The organism is Acaryochloris sp. IP29b_bin.137 (assembly GCF_028285745.1).
Classification (GTDB): domain Bacteria; phylum Cyanobacteriota; class Cyanobacteriia; order Thermosynechococcales; family Thermosynechococcaceae; genus Acaryochloris.
Window position 1 is genome coordinate 1 of the sequence record NZ_JANQOP010000301.1, and the last position, 15,354, is coordinate 15,354.

At 48.8% G+C, this 15,354-nt stretch carries 12 protein-coding genes and 1 pseudogene; 9 read left to right on the plus strand and 4 right to left on the minus strand.

Translation table 11 applies throughout. From position 1 onward, the window contains the following. The 3 genes from Q0991_RS21080 to Q0991_RS21090 form a co-directional block, all read left to right on the plus strand. Positions 1–789: hypothetical protein (locus Q0991_RS21080; RefSeq protein WP_299492265.1), on the plus strand; the 789-nt coding region annotated here is incomplete at its 5' end. Positions 790–906: 117 nt separating this feature from the next. Next, positions 907–1,464: an isoprenylcysteine carboxylmethyltransferase family protein gene (locus Q0991_RS21085; protein ID WP_299492267.1), complete on the plus strand. Its 558-nt coding sequence runs from the start codon at positions 907–909 to the stop codon at positions 1,462–1,464. A 115-nt stretch (positions 1,465–1,579) separates the two neighbouring features. Continuing rightward, positions 1,580–2,251, plus strand: a complete 672-nt coding sequence (locus tag Q0991_RS21090; protein WP_299492270.1) for a hypothetical protein — start codon at positions 1,580–1,582, stop codon at positions 2,249–2,251. On the opposite strand, the pseudogene Q0991_RS21095 reads toward Q0991_RS21090, so the two are convergent. After that, a pseudogene (locus Q0991_RS21095) lies at positions 2,215–2,776 on the minus strand (IS6 family transposase); the annotation flags it as partial. The gene Q0991_RS21090 and the pseudogene Q0991_RS21095 sit on opposite strands and share 37 nt — an antisense overlap. A 475-nt stretch (positions 2,777–3,251) precedes the next feature. Here Q0991_RS21095 and psbU point away from each other — a divergent pair. From psbU to Q0991_RS21125, 6 genes are all read left to right on the plus strand, one after another. Then, a complete protein-coding gene (psbU, locus tag Q0991_RS21100) occupies positions 3,252–3,674 on the plus strand; it encodes a photosystem II complex extrinsic protein PsbU (protein ID WP_299492272.1) in 423 nt (140 codons plus the stop codon). 146 nt (positions 3,675–3,820) lie between these two features. After that, complete coding sequence (locus Q0991_RS21105) at positions 3,821–4,915, plus strand: rod shape-determining protein (protein ID WP_299492274.1); 1,095 nt, start codon at positions 3,821–3,823, stop codon at positions 4,913–4,915. Between the two features lie 265 nt (positions 4,916–5,180). Next, positions 5,181–6,200 carry a dihydroorotate dehydrogenase-like protein gene (locus tag Q0991_RS21110; RefSeq protein ID WP_299492276.1) on the plus strand — a complete coding sequence of 340 codons (1,020 nt, stop codon included), beginning with the start codon at positions 5,181–5,183 and terminating at the stop codon, positions 6,198–6,200. Between the two features lie 126 nt (positions 6,201–6,326). After that, positions 6,327–7,484 carry an ATP-dependent 6-phosphofructokinase gene (locus Q0991_RS21115; RefSeq protein WP_299492278.1) on the plus strand — a complete coding sequence of 386 codons (1,158 nt, stop codon included), beginning with the start codon at positions 6,327–6,329 and terminating at the stop codon, positions 7,482–7,484. Next, positions 7,481–8,587 carry a hydrogenase formation protein HypD gene (gene hypD, locus Q0991_RS21120; RefSeq protein ID WP_299492280.1) on the plus strand — a complete coding sequence of 369 codons (1,107 nt, stop codon included), beginning with the start codon at positions 7,481–7,483 and terminating at the stop codon, positions 8,585–8,587. Before Q0991_RS21115 ends, hypD begins: the two co-directional genes overlap by 4 nt. Positions 8,588–8,765: 178 nt before the next feature. Continuing rightward, complete coding sequence (locus Q0991_RS21125) at positions 8,766–8,954, plus strand: hypothetical protein (protein WP_299492282.1); 189 nt, start codon at positions 8,766–8,768, stop codon at positions 8,952–8,954. A gap of 115 nt (positions 8,955–9,069) precedes the next feature. On the opposite strand, the gene Q0991_RS21130 is transcribed toward Q0991_RS21125, so the two are convergent. From Q0991_RS21130 to Q0991_RS21140, 3 genes are all read right to left on the minus strand, one after another. After that, complete coding sequence (locus Q0991_RS21130) at positions 9,070–11,568, minus strand: acyl-CoA dehydrogenase (protein WP_299492284.1); 2,499 nt, start codon at positions 11,566–11,568, stop codon at positions 9,070–9,072. Between the two features lie 161 nt (positions 11,569–11,729). Continuing rightward, positions 11,730–12,911 carry a thiolase family protein gene (locus Q0991_RS21135; protein WP_299492286.1) on the minus strand — a complete coding sequence of 394 codons (1,182 nt, stop codon included), beginning with the start codon at positions 12,909–12,911 and terminating at the stop codon, positions 11,730–11,732. Between the two features lie 41 nt (positions 12,912–12,952). Continuing rightward, positions 12,953–15,337, minus strand: a complete 2,385-nt coding sequence (locus Q0991_RS21140) for a 3-hydroxyacyl-CoA dehydrogenase/enoyl-CoA hydratase family protein (RefSeq protein WP_299492288.1) — start codon at positions 15,335–15,337, stop codon at positions 12,953–12,955. Positions 15,338–15,354: the final 17 nt, after the last annotated feature.

Genomic DNA, 15,354 nt, shown 5'->3' on the forward strand with positions numbered 1-15,354 from the left:
GTGGAGCAGCTATCCCCGGATGATGCATACGACCTGATTGTCGTGGCGATGCGAAAGAATCAGGTTGCTGCGGTTCTGCCAATATTATCCGCCCATCAGCAGACCCCTAACGTGATGTTTATGGTCAACAATCCCTCTGGCTATGGAGATTGGGTGCAAGCGGTGGGCCGTGATCGCCTTTTGTTAGGCTTTGCAGGAGGCGGTGGGACATTAGAGGGCCACGTAGTTCGCTATCTGATTACCCATCGGATGCAACCCACGATGTTAGGTGAGCTAGATGGACAGATAACCGACCGAATCAAGGAAATTGCTCATACCTTCAAACAAGCGGGTTTCCCAGTAACCATCAGCCGCAACATGGATGCTTGGCAAAAATACCATGTGGCCTTGGTCAGTCCTATTGCCAATGCACTGTATATGGCTGGGGGTGATCGCACCCAATTAGCCCAGATGCCGGACGCGCTGCATCTAATGGTGCGTGCCATGCGTGAAGGCTTCCAGGTATTGTGGGCACTTGGCATCCCTGTGACTCCCACTAAATTCAGAGTGTGGCAGTGGTTACCAGAGCCGATTCAGGTCGCGATCTTGAGACGTTGGATCAACACTCAGCATTTTGAAATTGTGGCCGTTCGTCATGCCAATGCCGCTCGGGATGAGATGCAGCGATTGGCCAGGGATTTCCAAGACTTGGCCCGTCAAGCGGCAGTGGAAACACCTGCGATCGACGAGCTAGAGACCTATATCGATTTGTTCCGACCCGATCATCTTAAGACTGTTCGCACCTCGTGAGGGTATATGAGGCTGAAGATTCTCTTAGGTCTTATTTTTATACTGCTCTTCTTCAGCACTTGGTTCTGGCTGGCGGGTGGGTTGGCTTGGCTCAGAGGGTGGATGTTTATTGGACTTATGATAGTTGGCCGATCCCTCAGTACCTTCTACATCAAGCACAAAGATCCTGAGCTATTGAGGAGGCGTGGGCAGATAGGGCAAGGGACGAAGAATTGGGATATTGCCTTACTGACGCTATTTGGGCTCACATACCTCGTAACCCTTGTTGTGGCTGCGATAGATGCCCAACATCGTTGGTCAACTATGCCTCTCTGGTTATGGCCTGTTGGCGCTGTGTTGTATGGGTTGTTTGAGGGAGTGATGACATGGGCCATGGCTGTCAATACTTATTTTGAGAAAACGGTGAGAATTCAGCGCGATCGCAACCATAGAGTCATCGAGTCTGGCCCCTACCGCATTATCCGTCATCCGGGCTACATTGCTACACTGTTGGGTTTTGTGCTGGCGACACCGCTCTTGCTGGGGTCCTGGTGGGCATTTTTGCCCGCGCTGCTGGCCACGCTCTGCCTCATCCTGCGGACGGCGCTGGAGGATCAAACCCTACGAAAGGAACTGACAGGATACGAAGTTTACACGGGGAAAGTGCGTTACCGACTCTTTCCAGGACTCTGGTAGATGCAGAGATTTCCCCTCATTCAAGCCTCGTTTCGTTGTTCTTTCAACCGTTGTGCTTCTCGATCCAGAATGAATTAGGAGAGAAGCTGATCACAATCTGTGGAGGAGTCTATCCATGACAACTGTTCTTGTCGTTGGAGTCCAGGGTTATCTCGGGACAATTGTGGTTGAAGAGTTACCTCAGCGCGGTTGGAACGTTCTTCGCGGTGGTCGCCATTCTGACAGCTCTGACGATTTTCGACTCGTTGATCTCGACAAACCATCGACGTGGAATCCGGCCCTCATTGATGTTGACATCGTGATCTCCACAGTCCCGCATCCTGAACTTCCGCTCGAACGCCATATCCTGGAATCTGGAGGATTGCTTCTTAGTCCAGCAACCATCCCCCGTTCATCGCTTCAGAAGCTCACAACATTGACAGACTCGGCGCGTGGCACCGTCATACCTCATGCAGGGTTGACCCCTGGGCTAGGTCATCTCCTTGCTGCAGAATTATTGCGGTCTCATCCGCAGGCATCGGAGATTGCAATCGGGATGACATTTTCAGCACGCGGAGCAGGTGGAGAGGGAATAGGATGGACCTTCAGTCATTTTGCCGAAGGCGCAAGGTCGAAGACGCAAGTAGTGCCGTTGCCACCGCCGATGAACGACCGCATCTGTGGGGCCAAGAGCCTCGCGAATGAAGGCTGGTTGGTAGATGATCGCTGGCCACCTGTTCAGCGGCTCGAATTCTGCATGGCCGAAAAACCCATACCAGGATTCACCAGACGTTTGATACCTCTATGATCCTGCTCCACTATATTGTTGGGTATTTTACTTGCCGTCCTTCTTCTCCTTCAGGGATACGTTCTTCTTCCTGTAACTGCTCAACAGCAGGGGGATACGCTGGATTTTTATCCACATTGATCACCTGAGGTTCATGGGAATGAACCGGATTGAGTGCTTTGGCCAGAAAGCGCTTTGCAGCTTTGGCATCCCGCTTTGCTGTGAGTAAAAAAAGTCGAGGGTGTAGCCATCAGAATCAACCGCTCGATAAAGGTAGCGCCACTTTTTGCGGATTTTGTTATAAGTTTCATCGACTCTCCAGGAGTCATTGGTAGGCTTGAGATGTCGGCGACAGCGCATGTCCAGCTCAGGGGAATATTTGAGAACCCACCGATTGATGGTGCTGTGATCAACCTCTAATCCTCGCTCAATCATCATCTCTTCTAAATCTCGATAGCTGAGGGGATAACGGCAATACCAACGGACATTAAGTAGGATGATCTCAGATTGGTAATGACGCCATTTAAATAGGTCAGCAGTTTTCATCGATAGGAGAGAAAAGAAGTACAGCCTACAAGATTAAGATTGGTTCTCAGCTCAGATTCTATTTTTGCGACACAACTGCTCGATGAGTGTCTTAACGCGCTTTCGTAGTGCTATATCGCAATATCCTCTGTTTTCGAATAAGGAAGTGAGGTGTTCTCATCAAACTTCCAAAAAGTGAAAAAGAAAAAGTGAATAGGTCAATCATTTAACACTTTTCTTGTGAGCTTAGTTTTACTTGAAACGTAAATTAACTATCTACTTTTTCCAGTAAAGAATATTTTCCTGAATACTCATTTACTTATACATCCTCATAAAGTTCTCACAATATTTCCACACTATTAAGTAGCAAGTCAAAGAAGTTCGAACATGAAGGCTCTTCACAGATTCCCTCATGCTTAGAGGACTATTAAAACATACAAAACTGTATTCGCTAAATATCTGCTATCTCTATACATCAGATAAAGGAGCAAGGATTATGAAGCACTTTCGTAAACAGTTGTTAGTTTTTGGTCTAGTTATACTGGCATGTATGGGAATGACATTTAGTTTTCAAGTACCTGTTTACGCAGGAGAAATATTAGAACAGCCGATTAATTCTGTTCAAGTCTCAGATCCACAGTCAATACCAAGCAAAGAATCCTGTATACCCATTGGTGAAAAAATTGATTTAAACAACGCAAACGCATTAGCCTTTAAGGATTGCCCAGGCTATTATCCAACGCTTGCTAAAAAGATAATTAACAATGGGCCCTTTGAGACTGTTGACGAAGTCCTCAATATCCGAGGTTTAAATTTAAAGCAGAAACAACTCCTTGAAGATAAGCTGGACTTTTTTACCGTATCTGAACCTAAAACTGATCTCGCTACTCGAATGCCACCTCGTCCCATGATGCGTTAGCTGACTTGTAAGCAGGGTAGTTAAGAACAAGGACATGAAGGCGTAAAAACTGACGTCATTGAATTGTTCTAGCTAAATATCTTAAACATTCTGAGAACTACCCATTTCGATTTCTGACGATAACAATCACAACTCAATCTTTTCCTATGAACTATGCACTATCTCCCCCAGATAAATGGTTCACGACCACCCCCCAACCACTTTTTGACTCCTGGTGGAAAACTCTTAAAGCTTTACGTCCTCTGAATAACGCTCTTGGGATAGATCTGGGAACTTCCAATACTTTGATTTATAGCCCCATCGAAGGGGTTGTACTCAATGAAGCCTCAATTATTGCCATCAATCAATTGACTCAAACTCCAGTTTCTGTGGGCAATACTGCTAGACAGTTGTTAGGCCGTACTAGCACACCAGTAGCAGTATTACGTCCCGTCAGAAATGGGGTTATAGCAGACCTCAAACTGACCCAGATCATGTTGCAATCCTTCATTCGCAAAGCTCAACAGGGAACCCGAATCTTTCGCCCTCGCCTCGTCCTTGGCTGTTCTTGTGGTGCAACAAGTGTAGAGCGCGAAGCTTTGACTGAAGCAGCTTTGGAAGCAGGCGCAAGAGACGTTGTTCTGATTGATGAACCCATTGCTGCAGCTTTGGGGATAGGACTGCCAATTACGAAACCAAAAGGTAACCTCATCATTGATATTGGTGGTGGTACTACAGAGATGGCGGTTATATCCTCTTCTCAAGTCATTGATAGTCAAGTCATTCCCATAGCAGGAGATAGTTTTAATCAAGCCATCGTTGACTATCTCAGACAAACCTCCCAGGTCCATATTGGAGAATTGACAGCCGAAAGTCTCAAAATTCAATTTGGTTCTGCTTCGGACTCGGCCTGTAATGATACGCCAATGGAAATTTTAGGGGTTAATGTGGGGTCGGGATTACCCCAACGACTAGAAATCAATAGTGGTGAATTGCGGGATGCCATATCCATTCAGTTGCATAAGATATCGGTTGCTCTACTCAACTTTCTGGAAAGGACCCATCCTGAGTTAGTTAGCGATATTGCTGAGCGAGGAATCATGGTAACGGGAGGTGGGGCTTTACTCTCCGGCATTGATACGTTTTTTCAAGATTTGACCCATCTACCTGTTCATATCTCCCCCAATCCATTAAACAGCGTTGTTTTGGGAACAGGCAAGATTCTTGAATATGAGCATCAACCCAGCTACAGCTCCGCTTAAGCAGATTGAATCAAGCTATCTGATAGAGGTTATATCCCAATCCAGTTGAACTATTTGAATTAAGGACTGATTGTTAACTCAGGCCATCTTCAGTCTTATCAATCGTCCAAAACATGCACAGCTTTATGGAGTGCTCTTTATGCCAATGGGTGATGGAATTTCTTCACACAATCCTCAAACTCAATGCTTAGTTTATAGAGCGGTTTATCCTGCATCGATATCGCTGGTAACCGTTAGATCGTTCCACCTTGCAGGAGGCTAACAGATGGATTTAAGTACGACGTATTTAGGAATGAGACTCCGTTCTCCCCTTGTGGTTGGGGCCTGTGCGCCATTATCAGAAAAGATTGATCATCTACGTCATATGGAAGATGCAGGCGCTGCCGCTATCGTTTTGCACTCACTGTTTGAAGAACAATTACGTCAAGATCGGCTTGGGTTTCATCATCATCTCACCCACGGCACCGAAAGTTTTGCAGAAGCCCTCTCCTATTGTCCAGAACCTGACGTCTTTCATGTGGGGCCAGAGCAGTATCTTGAGCATATCCATCAAGCCAAAGCCATCGTTGATACTCCCATCATTGCTAGTCTGAATGGGGCTACGATTGGGGGGTGGACAAACTACGCTAAAAAAATAGAGGAAGCTGGTGCCGATGCCCTGGAATTAAATATTTACACCGTCCCCACTGAGATGGCGATTGCAGGGGCAGAAATCGAGCAGAGCTATATTGATATCGTTCATACCGTTACTTCCACAGTTAATATTCCAGTAGCTATTAAGCTCAGCCCTTTCTTTAGCAATCTAGCCTATATGGCAAAACGGTTAACGAATGCAGGGGCGAATGCCCTTGTCCTCTTTAATCGTTTTTATCAGCCAGATATCGATATAGAAACCCTAGAAGTTAGGCCTAATTTACTGCTCAGTACACCGCAGGATATAAGATTACCGCTGCGTTGGATTGCCATTCTCTACGGAACGCTGCCTGTGGACTTTGCCGCTACGAGCGGTATTCATACATCAGCGGATGTCTTGAAAATGATGATGGTTGGAGCCAACGCCACGATGCTGGTGAGCGTCTTAATCCGGCACGGCATCGATCATCTTTGCACGCTTGAGCATGCCCTATGCCAGTGGCTAGAGGAGCATGAGTATGAGTCGATCCAGCAACTTCAGGGGAGTATGAGCCAGGTTAATTGTCCAGGCCCCAGCGCATTTGAACGTGTTCAATATATTGAAGCTTTGCAAACTTATCATCCCTTAGGATTGATGCCGATGAGGGTCTAAAGCTTTCAAAGAAACACTCAAGCTAAACGATCTAAATCTTGATTGAGACGGTCAACTGACCCTTCAAAATTCATCCCTTTCTGATCAGTCTGTTCTTGTTTTGAAGCCATTGTTTCATCCATTTCTATGCACCAAGCTAAACGGATCGGTATCCTCACCAGTGGTGGTGATTGTCCTGGGCTTAATGCCATTATTCGGGCAGTTATTAAATGTGCGACTCACAAAGGGTGTGAGGTGTTTGGCATTCCCTATGGCACCCAAGGCTTTATTAACCTTGAATTAGGACACTGTACTCCGGAGGATCTGAGGTTAAAAGAGCATGGATATGATGTCCCAGGATTGTTAGGGGGATTGGATATTTTGCAATTCCTCAGTGGCAGTATCTTGGGAGCATTAAACAAAGGGAATCCAAGTGATCCTGCGATCTCACAAGAAATTTTGCAGGGTTTTCAGCGCTTGAACCTGGACGCTCTGATTGCCATTGGTGGAGATGGGAGTTTGGATATTATTGACGACCTTGCCCAAAAAGGGCAGTGGCGATGGGTGGCAATACCGAAAACCATCGATAATGATGTGCCCTGTACAGAAATTTCTTTGGGGTTTGATACTGCCGTCAATACTGTTACGAGATCACTCTACGATCTCACATTTACGGCGGCGAGCCATGATCGAATTATGGTTGTTCAGGTAATGGGGCGCGATGCCGGACATTTGGCACTCCATTCAGGCATCGCGGGGGGCGCAGATGTAATTTTGATACCGGAGTTGACCCCATGCTTGAACCCATCCGTAATTGATCAAGTGTGTCGTCAAATCGCAGTGCTCCGACAAGACGGTCGCCGTTTTGCTCTAGTTGTGATTGCTGAAGGGGTGCGCAGACCAGATGGTCAAAAAGTTGCAAGCATTTGCGAGTATTTAGCTCAACAGATTCAGGTGCAAAGTCAGACGTTATGCTCGTCCGGTAATCCTCAGTTCTGTAGTCTTCAGGAAGTGGATTCTCGGGCAATCATTTTGGGGCATATCCAGCGGAGCGGGGTGCCTACAGCCTTTGATCGTCTCTTGGCAGCTCGCTTCGGCAGGGAAGCCGTTGATCTTATCTCTCAACATCATTACAACCGTCTCGTGGTTTGGGAAAATGGCGAAATTACGAGTAAACCCTTAACGGAAGTTATCCCCATAATCAAGGAATGTCATCGAGAGAAAAAGTGTCCAGATCCTGTTGATCCGCATGGGGGATTGGTGCAGACGGCTAAGGAATTAGGGATTTATGTTGGAACATCATGAAGTTTGTCGATGAGTATCGAGATCCTGGCTTGGTCAAGTATTGGGTGCGCGAGATTGATCATCTGGTAACGCGGCCTTGGACCATTATGGAAATTTGTGGTGGGCAAACTCATACGATTGTGAAGCATGGGATTGATCAACTGTTACCCAAGGCGATCACCTTGATTCATGGGCCGGGGTGTCCCGTATGCGTGACACCAGTAGCGTTAATTGATGATGCGATTACACTAGCCAAAATCCCTGGCGTGATGCTCTGTTCCTTTGGGGATATGTTGCGAGTACCTGGAACAGAGGGTGATCTGTTATCTGCAAAGGCACAAGGCGGAGTGGTACGGATAGTGTATTCGTCCCTAGATGCCCTAAAGTTAGCTCAAGCCAATCCAGACCAACAAATTGTGTACTTTGCGGTGGGGTTTGAGACAACGGTACCAGCGACAGCGATGGCAGTGTATCAAGCCCATCAGCAAGGGATATCTAATTTTTCAGTCCTCGTGGCCCATGTCTTGGTCCCACCAGCGATGGAAGCCGTTTTGTCTGCACCAGACTGTTGTGTACAGGGATTTCTAGCCGCTGGGCATGTATGCACGGTGATGGGGTATACAGCCTATGAGGCGATCTCAACCCAATATCACACCCCAATTGTGGTGACGGGATTTGAGCCCGTTGATATTCTGCAAGGTATCTATCACTGCATCCATCAACTGGAGGTCGGCAAAGCAGTGGTGGAGAATCAATATTCTCGGGTGGTTCAATCCAACGGAAATTCTGACGCTCAACGACTGATGGCGGATGTATTTGTGCCTAGTGATCGTCAATGGCGAGGTCTAACGAGCATTCCCAATAGTGGTCTAAAGTTACGCCCCAGGTATGCCTATCTGGATGCCCAGGCACTTTTACCCGCAAATTCCAGTACTTCAGATTGTGTTGCTCCTGCCCCTGAGAGCGATTGCATCAGCGGCAAGATTCTTCAAGGGGTTCTAAAGCCACCTGATTGTCCTGCCTTTGGTCATCAATGTACACCAGAGCACCCGCTTGGTGCCCCCATGGTGTCCTCTGAAGGTGCTTGTGCAGCCTACTATCGATATCGTCAATTTAGGGTTTAAGGCAGTTATCTTCACTGCAACACTAGACTCATAAGATCTTCAGCATTGCTTCATATTCTGAAGTTAGAGAGAATCTCAGCTTTTTAGATTGTAGTTGAGACCACATATTCAATGTTGAAGGATGTTGCTGCTTCTATCAAGGGGGGACACATACCCTCAACTGCAGGAGGTGTTGATAATGATGCCGACAGAAAAGCCATCCACTTCAAAACGGGCAAACGCTAAATCCAAGAAATCGAAGCATCGACGACGCAAAGAAATATACCTGCAAAGGGGGGGCAATATTGGTGTTCCTAAACAGCCATTGCGATCGCGTTCTCCAGCACCTACCCATGAGAAATTAAGTGATTGGGAAGTAGCCTCTTAGCAGGTAACTTCCCCTGAATTCAGGTCTCTCAATACTTCTTGGACACTGGTTGGACCTGAAATGCACGCAGTGGAACATCAATAGTCGTTAATGTTACTTCCTAGGTCATTCACCTCTAAGCTGACGTTACATGGGAACTTATATGTAAAGCCCCACTAGGTATAGAGTTTTTCTGCTGATACTCCTCTAAAGTGAATGAGTCCACTTGTATGGTATTGCTACGTGAGATTTCTGCCTGTTGGAGAGATCTAGCTTCTTGAGTGTTGATGATTCCTTTCTCAAGAGCTTTATCGACCAGCTGCGATGGTTTGGATGGAGGAAGTTGCCCTCTTGCTATGGCATTCTTAATGGTTTTAAGGATAGGGGCTGTCTGCACCGATAAGCGTAAAGCTGCTTCCAGGCGACCCACCGCTTCTTCAGTGTGATTGGGAAGATAAATATCACGAGTGAGTCGATCCCGTTCTGGCCCAGGCATCAATAGGATCTGAGCAACCTGATGCCCCAATTCATCAGATGGCACTGTTCCAAGGGGACTCAGTCGCCACAACCCTAGAATAGGTTGGCGCAAGCCGGTACCCAGGATTGGGAGGTTATAGATCACTCCTTCAATTGCCTGTTGAATTTGAGCAAGGGCATACTGCATTGACCAATGCACTAAGGGTAAATCCTTCACCTGTTGTCCTTCAGCTTCAAAGCACCGGAGTGTTGCTGACCCCAGATACATCCAGGCAAGCATGTCTGCAAAGCGCCCAGTTAGTTTTTCTCGACGCTTCAAAGCCCCTCCTAATGACAGCATGGCTAAATCACTGAGGTTAGCGAAGGTCGCTGCAGCCCAGGCTAACTTGCGATAGAAAATAGCTGTTTCGCCTTGGATCGGAGAACGAGTGAGCCGCCCCCGCGTCAGGCATAATAGACCAGCCCGAGCGCCGTTACGGACGATAAGTCCAAGATGAGACCAGAAAGCCTGGTCAAAGGCAGCTACATCCGATTGCTCTAAGGCTAAAATCTCATCGTAAATGTAAGGATGACTGCGAATCGCGCCCTGGCCAAATATCATTAATGATCGCGTCAGAATATTTGCCCCCTCCACGGTGATGGCAATCGGCATGGCCGTGTAGATATTGGCTAGTAGGTTCCGTGGTCCCCGGCAAATCCCGGCTCCCCCCAGAATATCCATTCCATCCAAGACGACGCGACGAGCCAGTTCGGTGGTTTGGGATTTTGCGATTGCGGATACCACCGCAGGCTGCTCGCCGTTATCTATTGCGCCACAGGTATAGAGTCGGGCCGCATCAATCATGTAAGTGAATCCCCCAATCCGGGCTAGGGGTTCTTCAACCCCTTCAAAGCGGCCAATGGATAAACCAAACTGTTTGCGGACCACAGCATGGGCACCCGCTACGCGAGCCACCAGTTTAGTCACCCCTGTACAAGTGGCCGGGAAGCTAATCCCACGCCCCGCTGCCAGAGTTTGCATGATCATTTTCCAACCCTGACCTGCTTGTTCAATGCCACCAATGATCTGTCCAATCGGGACAATGATATCGTGGCCTTCTAACGGTGAGTTATAGAAGGGGACGCCCATGGGATCGTGGCGACGGTTATGAATGACGCCGGGTGTTTTGGTCGGTATCAGAGCACAGGTAATACCAGGGTGTTCCCCTTTACCCAGAAGATTGTCAGGGTCGTGAAGTTGGAAGGCAAGGCCCAGGAGGGTTGCGATTGCACCCAGGGTGATATAGCGCTTGTTCCAATTGAGTTTGAGGTAGAGCTGACCATCCTCCCCCTTAAACACCACCCCACTAGACGTAATGCTAGCCGCATCTGATCCAGCTTGGGGTTCCGTGAGAGCAAAGCAAGGGATATCTTCACCCCTGGCTAAGCGAGGCAAATAGTGATGTTTCTGTTCCTCAGTGCCATAGCGAAGTAGAAGTTTAGCAGGCCCCAGGGAATTAGTGACGCCAACCGTCGCCACATGGGTAAAGGAACGGGAGGCCAGTTTGGCCATTACGGCGCTGTAGGCCAGATTCGAGAAGCCCAGCCCTCCGTATTCTTCGGGAATCATCATGCCAAAGAACCGCTCTTGTTTGAGATAAGTCCAGACGTCGGGCGGTAGATCCTGGCGCTGGTAGATTTCCCAGTCACTGGCCATCCGGCAGACTTGTTCAACCGGGCCATCTAGAAAAGATTGAATCTCGGGGGTGAGTTGAGGATACGGTTCGTTAAGGATACGTTCGAAATTGGGTTTTCCGCTGAAAAATTCACCATCAACCCAGACGTTCCCCGCTTCGATCGCGGCTTTTTCTGTCTCTGAAATTTTGGGAAAGATTTGCAGTGTTTGGAGTGTTTTTACGACGAAGGACGTGAGTAGCTTTTGGCGAAGCCAAGGGACATTGAATACCAGCGCTACGATGAGAAACAGACTCCATACCCAGATTGGCGGATGGCTGAGACTGAGGACTGCAGCTGCGAATAGCGACCAGCTCCACAGTGGGACACCGATATACCCCAATAGGATGATTAGGGTGAGGGTGGCGAGTGCGATAAACTCTGGTCGGCCTACCTCCAACAGAGAAGCTTCGCTAACAGCCATCGCAGTATTGATAACAGTCATAACAACCTCCGTGGCAACAGACGAGTATTTGATTTAGGACAGCCTTGATGAGAGCCCTCAGAGAGAAAGAAAAGCGAAGTCTCAGGTCTATGCATCTTTCCCCCCAGAACTGGGGGGTTAGGGGGGCCAGTACCAAGCATTGAGCATAGACAGCAAAACAGCTACAACATCAAGTTTTCAAAGACACCTGCAGCACCCATGCCGCCCCCAACACACATCGTCACCAGTCCATAGCGAATGCCTCGACGCTTCATCTCGTGCAGTAGGGTGGCAGTCAATTTTGCTCCTGTGCAGCCCAATGGGTGACCGAGGGCGATCGCACCACCATTCACATTCACAATCTCTTCATCTAGGCCAAGCTTTTGCATGACAGCCAAAGTCTGGGCCGCAAAGGCTTCATTCAACTCAATCAAGCCAATATCGCTAAGGGATAATCCCACCTGCTTCAGTACCTTGGGCACCGCTTCCACGGGGCCTATACCCATCAGTTCCGGTGGCACCCCCACCACGGAGTAGCCCAGCATTCGGCCTAGCGGTGCAATGGCCAGCTCTCTAACCCTCCGCTCACTCATTACAACCGTTGCTGCTGCCCCATCCGACATTTGGGAAGATGTGCCCGCCGTAACAGTACCATCGACCTTAAAGACGGGCTTGAGCTGAGCTAAGGCTTCAAGGCTGGTGTCAGCACGGGGGCCTTCATCGACGTCGAACACGGTTTGGGTGGTTTGGGGTTGTTCTTCTACTAAGGTGGTTGCCTTGACCATAAAGGGAATAATTTCGTCTTTGAACCGTCCCTTCTTAAGGGCCGCCAGGGCTTTGTGATGCGATCGCAATGCAAAAGCATCCTGATCATTCCTAGAAATCTGGAATTCTTCGGCCACATTCTCTGCCGTAAGCCCCATCGACAAATAGGCTGCAGGAATCTCAGACAGTAGGTCTGGATTGGGCGTCAGGTAATGTCCCCCCATCGGAATTAGACTCATGGATTCAGCTCCCCCAGCCACGATCACCTCTGCCTGACCTGTCATAATTGCTTGTGTGGCCATAGCAATGGTTTGTAACCCCGATGAACAAAAGCGATTCACGGTGCAGCCAGCAACGGAGTGGGGAAGCCCTGCCCGTAGGGCAATCACGCGCCCCAAGTTGAACCCCTGTTCAGCTTCAGGGAAGGAACAGCCGATTATCAGATCATCAACTTGATCGATCTCAAGTTTGGGAACGGTATCTAGTGCGCCCTTAACAGCAACGGCACCCAAGTCATCGGGGCGACTATGGCGCAGTGCCCCTCGGGGGGCTTTCCCCACAGCGGTGCGCACACTACTGACGATATATGCGTTATTCATTTGATGTACCTCGTCTTTTGTGAGGACTAAGATTGAGTCTCCTAATTCCGTAAAGGCTTTTTCGTTTTCAACGTATGCATGATCCGTTCCTGAGTTTTCTTCTCTGAGAACAGGGGTAAGAACATGTCACGTTCTAAGCCCAGCAGATAGTCATCGGAGACCAACGTTGGTGCTGACAGATCACCGCCTGTCAGCACATAGGCCAACCGATTGGCAAGGAAGCGATCATAGTCAGAGATATAGCCTCCTTGCTGCATCTGATAGGCTGCCGTTTCAAACAGGGCGCGGGCTGGTTTGCCCAACACCTGGATCGCGTTGCGTTTGGGTGGGGGGACGTAGCCCTCATGATCTAGGCGCAACACTTCTTCCTTGGCGACGTACAAACGGCGATCGCTATTTATGACAATTTGAGCTGTCTGTGGTAAATATCCCCACTCCTGAGCTTCATAGGCACTGCTTGCCACCTTTGCCATACCAATATGCTCAAAAGCCTGCTTTAAAAACGGTTGAATATCGCTGGGAATATCACTGGCAGCCTGTTCAGCAGCCCAAGTTGCCATGGTCATAATGCCACCTGCACCGGGAATCAAACCGACGCTGAGTTCTACCAAACCAATGTAGGTCTCAGCCGCTGCCACCACGTGGGGAGAAGCCATCACCAGCTCACAGCCACCCCCTAAGATTCGTCCGCGAATGGCTGCCACAATCGGCTTAGGGAAGTAGTGAATTCGCAACATCAGCGCCTGAAACTGATCGAGGAGATGGGCAATGGCACCATGCTCACAATCTGTAAAGACATTGACCTTGTCTTGGTGCGAGAACTTGATCATGTCTGCCAGGTTGGCCCCGGCAGAGAAATGCTCCCCATCATTGCCAATGACCAGACCGCGATAGTCCCCAGCTTCGACGATGTCCAATGCTTCTGAGAAGCCATCCACTACAACCTGTCCAAGGGTATTCCCCTTCGAACGGAACTCAAATAGGGCAACGCGATCCCCCATGTCAATCAGCGCCGCTTCAGCATTTGACCACAGCGTGCGCGTCGGATCAGTTTTAATCTGAGCAACCGTCAGTTCATCCCGTGGTGTTTCGGTTGGGTGGTAGCCATGTAGGGGTTGGTAGACAAACGCTGCTCTATGTTCGCTAGCCCTTTGATAGAAGCGGTCAATGCCTGCAAGTTGCATGGACTCAATCCAGCTGGGCACCATCATCCCAGACCCTTGCATATCTTTCAGGATTCTAGCAAAGCCAAGTTCCTGCCAAATTTCAAAGGGACCGAGCTGCCAGCCAAATCCCCAACGCATGGCCTGATCAATGTCGAGGGGGCTATCGGCAATTTCAGAAATCCGATGGGCACTGTAACTTAGGATCCTCAGCATCATTTGCCGAAACAATGTCCCCGCTCGACCGGCATCTTGATAGAGTGTTCGCAAACGTTCAGGAAGAGATTTAATTTTGGCAATGGCTTTCCAGTTCCCTAGATGCAGGGACTGGGGTTTTTCGTATGCCAGGGTCTGCGGGTTAACGGAGAGGATATCTCTACCTACTTTTTGATAGAAGCCCTGCCCCGTTTTGGCCCCGAGATGTCCTGCCTCGACGAGGCGTCTCAGAATCTCAGGCACCTGAAAAACTTCACGACTTTCATCGTCAGGGATGGCAGGATAGAGATTTTCAGCTACATACAGTAAGGTATCGAGACCCACAATATCTGCAGTTCGGAAGGTTGCAGATTTAGGACGACCCACCAGGGTTCCCGTGAGCGTATCAATTTCTTCAATGGTGTATCCCTGCTCCGTAAAGGCCTGGATGCCGAGCATACTGATAAACACACCAATCCGATTGCCGATAAAGTTGGGGGTATCTTTAGCGACCACTACCCCTTTCCCCAGATGGAGATGTCCAAACCACTTCAGCTGCTCCACAATGTGCGGATCCGTTTCTGCGGTGGGAATCAGTTCCAACAGCTTCAGGTAACGTGGAGGATTAAAAAAGTGTGTCCCTAGAAACCGTCGTCGGAACGAATCGGAGCAACCTGCAGTAATCGCTTGGATGGACAACCCGCTTGTATTGGTTGACACTACTGCATCATCGCGAATGTGGCCTTCTAAACGGGCCATCAACTGTTGCTTGACCTCTAACTTTTCGACTACCGCCTCAATCACCCAATCCACATGGGTTAGGCGATGCCAGTCATCCTCAAAATTCCCCAGAATTACGCGGCGAGCTGTTTTTTCGGTGAAGAAGATCGGCGGTTTTTGCTGCAAACCTTTCTTAAAGGCAGCTTCAACAATCGCGTTTTTATGAATGCCAGGCCCAGGCAGATCCAGGAGATAAACCACTAAGCCTGCATTGGCGAGGTGGGCCGCAATTTGAGTGCCCATTACGCCTGCACCGAGAACAGCAGCGGTCCGAAATGGTTTCAACATAACAAAAACCTCAATCA

Bases quoted from the DNA above. Each gene is read 5' to 3' on its own strand.
- Q0991_RS21085 (WP_299492267.1), top strand. From the start codon at position 907: ATGATAGTTGGCCGATCCCTCAGTACCTTCTACATCAAGCACAAAGAT.
- Q0991_RS21090 (WP_299492270.1), top strand. From the start codon at position 1,580: ATGACAACTGTTCTTGTCGTTGGAGTCCAGGGTTATCTCGGGACAATT.
- psbU (WP_299492272.1), top strand. From the start codon at position 3,252: ATGAAGCACTTTCGTAAACAGTTGTTAGTTTTTGGTCTAGTTATACTG.
- Q0991_RS21105 (WP_299492274.1), top strand. From the start codon at position 3,821: ATGAACTATGCACTATCTCCCCCAGATAAATGGTTCACGACCACCCCC.
- Q0991_RS21110 (WP_299492276.1), top strand. From the start codon at position 5,181: ATGGATTTAAGTACGACGTATTTAGGAATGAGACTCCGTTCTCCCCTT.
- Q0991_RS21115 (WP_299492278.1), top strand. From the start codon at position 6,327: ATGCACCAAGCTAAACGGATCGGTATCCTCACCAGTGGTGGTGATTGT.
- hypD (WP_299492280.1), top strand. From the start codon at position 7,481: ATGAAGTTTGTCGATGAGTATCGAGATCCTGGCTTGGTCAAGTATTGG.
- Q0991_RS21125 (WP_299492282.1), top strand. From the start codon at position 8,766: ATGATGCCGACAGAAAAGCCATCCACTTCAAAACGGGCAAACGCTAAA.
- Q0991_RS21130 (WP_299492284.1), bottom strand. From the start codon at position 11,568: ATGACTGTTATCAATACTGCGATGGCTGTTAGCGAAGCTTCTCTGTTG.
- Q0991_RS21135 (WP_299492286.1), bottom strand. From the start codon at position 12,911: ATGAATAACGCATATATCGTCAGTAGTGTGCGCACCGCTGTGGGGAAA.
- Q0991_RS21140 (WP_299492288.1), bottom strand. From the start codon at position 15,337: ATGTTGAAACCATTTCGGACCGCTGCTGTTCTCGGTGCAGGCGTAATG.